Raw genomic sequence first — 5,025 nt, 5'->3', positions numbered from 1 at the left:
GGCACGAAGGCAGCGCCGAGCAGGCGCCGTCCGGTGATGGTGAGGCTGCCCGAATCCTTGCCGCGAATGCGCACCGAGGCGGCATCCTGCTGCAGCACTTCGCCCGAAACGGATTCGAAGAACTCGCCCTGACCATTGCCGGCGACGCCGGCGATGCCGATCACCTCGCCGGCGCGGACGTTCAGGTTGATGCCCTTGAGCGGGATCGAGAACGGCGTCGCCGGTTGGCGGCTGAGATTGCGGATTTCGAGCAGCGGCTGCGCCTTGTCGATGCCCTCGACCGGCGCGCGCACCACGGCCTGCACCTCATTGCCGACCATCATTCGCGCCAGCGAAGAGGCTGTTTCCTCACGCGGATTGCAATGGCCGACCACCTTGCCGTGGCGCAGCACGGTGGCGCGGTCGCAGATGCGTTTGACCTCTTCGAGCCGGTGCGAGATGTAGAGGATGGATTTGCCTTCCGAGCGCAGGCGCTCCAGCGTCTCGAACAGCTTGTCGGCTTCCTGCGGCGTCAACACCGAGGTCGGTTCGTCCAGGATGATGAGCTGCGGCGTCTGCAGCAGGCAGCGGATGATTTCGATGCGCTGGCGCTCGCCCACCGACAGGTCGCCGACCAGCGATTCAGGATCGAGCGGCAGGCCATAGCTGAAGGAAAGCGCCCTCGCCTTCGCAGCGATGCTGCTGATCGGCGAGCCGTCGTCCAGCGACAGCGCGATGTTTTCGGCCGCGGTCAGCGCCTCGAACAGCGAAAAATGCTGGAACACCATGCCGATGCCGAGCTTTTTCGCGACGCCCGGGCTGGAAATCCTGACGGCCTGACCGTTCCAGAAGATCTCGCCGGCATTGGGCTCCAGCGAGCCGAAAAGCATCTTGACCAGCGTCGACTTGCCGGCGCCGTTTTCGCCGAGCAAGGCGTGGATCTCACCCCTGGCGATGTCGAGATCGATATGATCGCACGCCGTCAGCGTGCCGAATATCTTGGTGAGGCCACGCACCTCAAGCAGGTTCGTGCCGTCCTGATTTGCACTCACAGTGCCTCCCATCTGGTTAGCCAGACATGTTCTGTGTTCCCGCAGGCATGGTAGGCGCGGCCGGCTCTCATCGGAAAGCGGCACACGTCTTGAAAGAGCTTCAAGAATTTCAGCGGAAATTCAAGGGATAGCAAGGCAGAACGAACTAAGGGATGAGAATGGTCGTCCCTGTGGTCCTGCGGCCCTCGAGGTCGGAATGCGCCTTGCCGGCGTCCTTCAGCGCGTAGCGCTGGTTGATCCGGATCTCGACCGCGCCGCTGAGCACGACCTCGAACAGGGCGGCAGCAGAAGCGTCGAGGTCCTCGCGTTTTGCGTTGTAGACGAACAGTGTCGGCCTTGTTGCGAACAACGAGCCCTTCTGTGCCAGCAACGACATGCTGAACGGCGGTATAGGTCCCGAGGACTGGCCAAAGCTGACGAACATGCCGAGCGGCCGCAGGCAGTCGAGCGAAGCCGGAAACGTGTCGTTGCCGACCGAATCGTAGACGACATCGCATTTCTTGCCGCCGGTGATGGCGGCGACGCCGGCGACGAAATCCTGTTCCTTGTAGTTGATGACGTGATCGAAACCATGCGCCCTGGCGAGCTCGATCTTGTCGGACGAGCTGGCGGTGCCGATGACGGTGGCGCCGAGATGTTTTGCCCATTGGCCGAGGATCAGGCCGACGCCGCCTGCAGCGGCATGGAACAGGATCGTGTCGCCGGCCTTCACCTTGAACGTCCGGCGCAGCAGATATTCCGCGGTCATGCCCTTCAGCATCATCGCTGCGGCCTGTTCGTCGCTGATGCCATCCGGAACCTTGACGACGCGGCTGGCATCGATGACGCGTTCTTGCGCGTAAGCCCCCGTCGTCACGGCATAGGCGATGCGATCGCCCGGATTCAGCCAGTCGACGCCATGGCCGACCTCCAGCACCACGCCGGCGGCTTCGCTGCCTGGCACGAGCGGGAAGCCGCCGGGTGGCGGATAGAGACCGGAGCGATGGTAGACATCGATGAAATTGAGGCCGATCGCGGTGTGCCGGACCAGGATCTGCCCGGATCCCGGCTGGCCGGGATCAGCGTCCTCATAGGTCAGAACTTCCGGGCCGCCATTGGCATGAATGCGGATCGCTTTGGACATTGCTAGGCTTCCTGTGGGCTAGGCTTGTGGGGCCAGGCTCCCTGTGGGAGTGGCCGATCAGGCCTTTTTGGCACCGAGATTGGGAAAGAACTGCATGATGCCACCGATGCAGGCAAGATAAAGCCCGGTGATGGTGATGCCGATCTTGGTGAAGGTGCTGACCTGCTCGCCCAGCACGCCGATCTGATCGTAGAAGGCGGCGAGCGCCGCTTGGGCCAGGGCAAGCGCGCCGAAAGCGCACCACAACAGGGTCATCCCAAGGTTGATGCGCCGCAGCCGCACCACCCGCACCGGGTGGATGAAGTTGATCGGCACGAAAGTCAGGACGCCGGCCACCACCACCACCGCGAACGAAACCCATTGTCCGGGCTCGATGACGAACAGGGTGAACACCACCATGTTCCAGACCACCGGGAATCCCTTGAAGAAATTCTCCTTCGTCTTCATGCCGGTGTCGGCATAGTAGATGGCGCTGGAAACGACGATGATCGCCGCCGACAGGAATGACAGGCCCTCGCCCATGAAGCCGCGCTGATAGAGCGCGAAGGCCGGGATCAGCACGTAGGTCACGTAGTCGATGATGTTGTCGAGCAGTTCGCCCGACCATGTCGGCAGGATCTCCTTGACCTCGAGTTTTCTGGCGATCGGCCCATCGATGCCGTCGACGAACAGGGCCAGCCCGAGCCACCAGAACATTGCGGTCCAGCGCTCTTCACTTGCCGCCACGAGCGACAGGAAGGCCAGGAACGACCCCGAGGCGGTCAAAAGGTGGACGGAGAACGCCCTCGCCTGCGGCCAGGTGACCTTCTTCTTCGGGCGCGGAATCCGGTCCGTGATCTTTTTGGCGGCTTTTCGTGCTGCCAAATTCCTGGCCGTTGTGTTCTTGCTCACGGGCCCCGCCAATCCAGCTTGCAGATTTCGGCCGAACGGCCGGCGAAATTCCAGTTGCGGCCAAAAGCCCGCACCTTGCTCTTGTCGGACCTGGCCACGATGATCTCGGGCGCGATCCAGTATTCCGAATTGCTGATCACCGTATCCTTGTCACGGTCCTTGCCTTGGAAGGGTGTGACCGCTCCGTCGATAATCCTGGGTATCTGGAAGATACGCGTTTTGTCACGCGTCTCATAGGTGATCGGCACCTGCTCGACACCGAGGAATTTGCCGACGAGGATTGAGAGCAGCGATGTGGTTCCACCTGCCTTGCCCGTGAAGATCTTTGTCAGCGCCTTGACCGCATAGACAGAGGCGCGGCTGTCGATGAACAGGCCCGCGGTCCAGTTGCCGCGGCTCATATAGCCTGGGATTTCCATGATCAGCCCAAGATTGAGCCCGGACAGATCGACCTCACCGAAATGGCCGGCATCGATGCGAAACCCGGCCCATGTCTGGCAATAGCCTTCGGTCGGCGGATGATTGCCAAGCGAGAGCACGCAAGGGCAAAAAACCGTGCAATTGCAGGAGAGTACGAGCTCTCCCTTCATCGCCCAGCTCTGGTCTGCCATCGATTTTCCCCCACTCACAGCGAGACTACTAGCAGCGCGGCTGCCCAGACAAGCAGTATCGCACCGGCCAGCCGGGTTGGAACCCTGCTGGCCGTTTGTTTTTCGATCAGGGTGAACAGGCCGATCAACGCCATCCAGAAAACGTTCATGACGCCCACGGCGAACATCACCAGCATCAAGGCCCAGCAGCAGCCCAGACACCACAGACCTTGCGCGGCACCGAGCCGAAAGATGTTAAGGGGCCTTGCGCTCCAGCTCGCGAAAAGGATCGAGAACGGGTTCCTGCATTTCTTCAGGCAAGCTTCCTTCAGGCCGCTGAACTGGTAGAGGCCGGCAATCAGCAGAGCGAGCGCACCGGCAATGCCGACGACCGGATCGAGAATCCCGGCTGACGAAGCGAATGCATGGACGGCCAAGGTCAGCGCCGCGAACACAATTGAAGCGGCGAGCCAGACGCTGAGATAGCCGGCGACCAGCAGCAGCGGGTGAACGACCGGTTCGCCCTTGATGCGTGCCGTGTCAGCGATCTCGCAATAGGTGCGTATCATCGGCGCCGCCGAAGGCAGCATCGTCGCGATCGCCATCAGGAACCACATCGAAACGAGCGCGCCGGCCCGCAAGCCGAGACCTGCGTCCAAAGGCACCGGTGAGAGGCACAGCACAAAGAACCGTTCCAGGAAATCGGGCAGCGGCAGTTGCGGCAGGCTGCGAAGGATCGTGTCGCCAGGGGCGCCGACGCCCGCAATCCCTGTTTCAGCCCCGCGGATTGCCATCGCCGCAAGAGACAGCCATGCAAGCAGGATGCAAGCGCCGACAACGACGTTTACCGTAACCCGGGGATTGCGCGCGATGCCGGCCATGGCGCGGCCGGCGCGGTCGAGATGGCTGAAGTCGTCCTGCTGGCCGGTCATGACATCCGAATGGGCCGAATCGCCGCGTTGATCAAGCGGCATGATCTGACCTATATGCTGATCGAACGGCAGGTCGGGTGGACCGCCTCGCATTGCAAGCCGGAAGCCGATCTTGGAGCATCAGCAAACTGCGCGGATACTGGTTGCCGGCACGGGGCCGGCAGGGCTGATCGCGGCACTGGGTTTTGCCGCCGAAGGTTTCCCGGTGACACTGGTCGGGCCGGAGGCCACCGCCCCCGATGGTCGCACGACGGCCCTGATGAACCCTGCCTTGAAAGTGCTCGACCGGCTCGGCGTGCTCGAAGCCGTCGTATCCAAGGCGGCGCCTTTGAAGGTGATGCGCATCGTCGATGCCACCAGCCGGCTGATCCGCAGCCCGGTCGTCACCTTCCGCGCCAGCGAGATCGACGAGGATGAATTCGGGCTGAATCTTCCCAACAGCGTCCTCACCCCGGCAC

Annotated in this window: 6 protein-coding genes; 1 reads left to right on the top strand and 5 read right to left on the bottom strand. The window is 62.3% G+C overall.

Going from position 1 to position 5,025, the window contains the following annotated elements; translation table 11 throughout:
- The 5 genes from EN884_RS25525 to EN884_RS25505 form a co-directional block, all read right to left on the bottom strand.
- On the bottom strand, positions 1-1,043 hold a 1,043-nt coding region (locus EN884_RS25525), incomplete at its 3' end, for an ATP-binding cassette domain-containing protein (RefSeq protein ID WP_164895149.1).
- A gap of 133 nt (positions 1,044-1,176) precedes the next feature.
- The gene (locus tag EN884_RS25520) at positions 1,177-2,154 is read right to left on the bottom strand and encodes a quinone oxidoreductase (RefSeq protein WP_063168005.1); all 978 of its coding nucleotides are present in this window, start codon (positions 2,152-2,154) and stop codon (positions 1,177-1,179) included.
- A gap of 57 nt (positions 2,155-2,211) precedes the next feature.
- Entirely contained in the window at positions 2,212-3,018 is an 807-nt protein-coding gene (gene pcsA, locus EN884_RS25515; protein WP_024503276.1) for a phosphatidylcholine synthase, read from the bottom strand.
- A 23-nt stretch (positions 3,019-3,041) separates the two neighbouring features.
- Complete coding sequence (locus tag EN884_RS25510) at positions 3,042-3,656, bottom strand: DUF1326 domain-containing protein (RefSeq protein ID WP_063168004.1); 615 nt, start codon at positions 3,654-3,656, stop codon at positions 3,042-3,044.
- A 14-nt stretch (positions 3,657-3,670) separates the two neighbouring features.
- Positions 3,671-4,609, bottom strand: a complete 939-nt coding sequence (locus EN884_RS25505) for a DUF2182 domain-containing protein (RefSeq protein ID WP_082826671.1) — start codon at positions 4,607-4,609, stop codon at positions 3,671-3,673.
- 70 nt (positions 4,610-4,679) lie between these two features.
- On the opposite strand from EN884_RS25505, the gene EN884_RS25500 reads away from it, so the two are divergent.
- On the top strand, positions 4,680-5,025 hold a 346-nt coding region (locus EN884_RS25500), incomplete at its 3' end, for an FAD-dependent monooxygenase (protein WP_206617635.1).

Source organism: Mesorhizobium sp. M7A.F.Ca.AU.001.01.1.1 (assembly GCF_004022735.1).
Taxonomy (GTDB): domain Bacteria; phylum Pseudomonadota; class Alphaproteobacteria; order Rhizobiales; family Rhizobiaceae; genus Mesorhizobium; species Mesorhizobium ciceri.
Note: the sequence above shows the minus strand (reverse complement) of the source record. Positions and strands in the feature narration are given on the sequence as shown.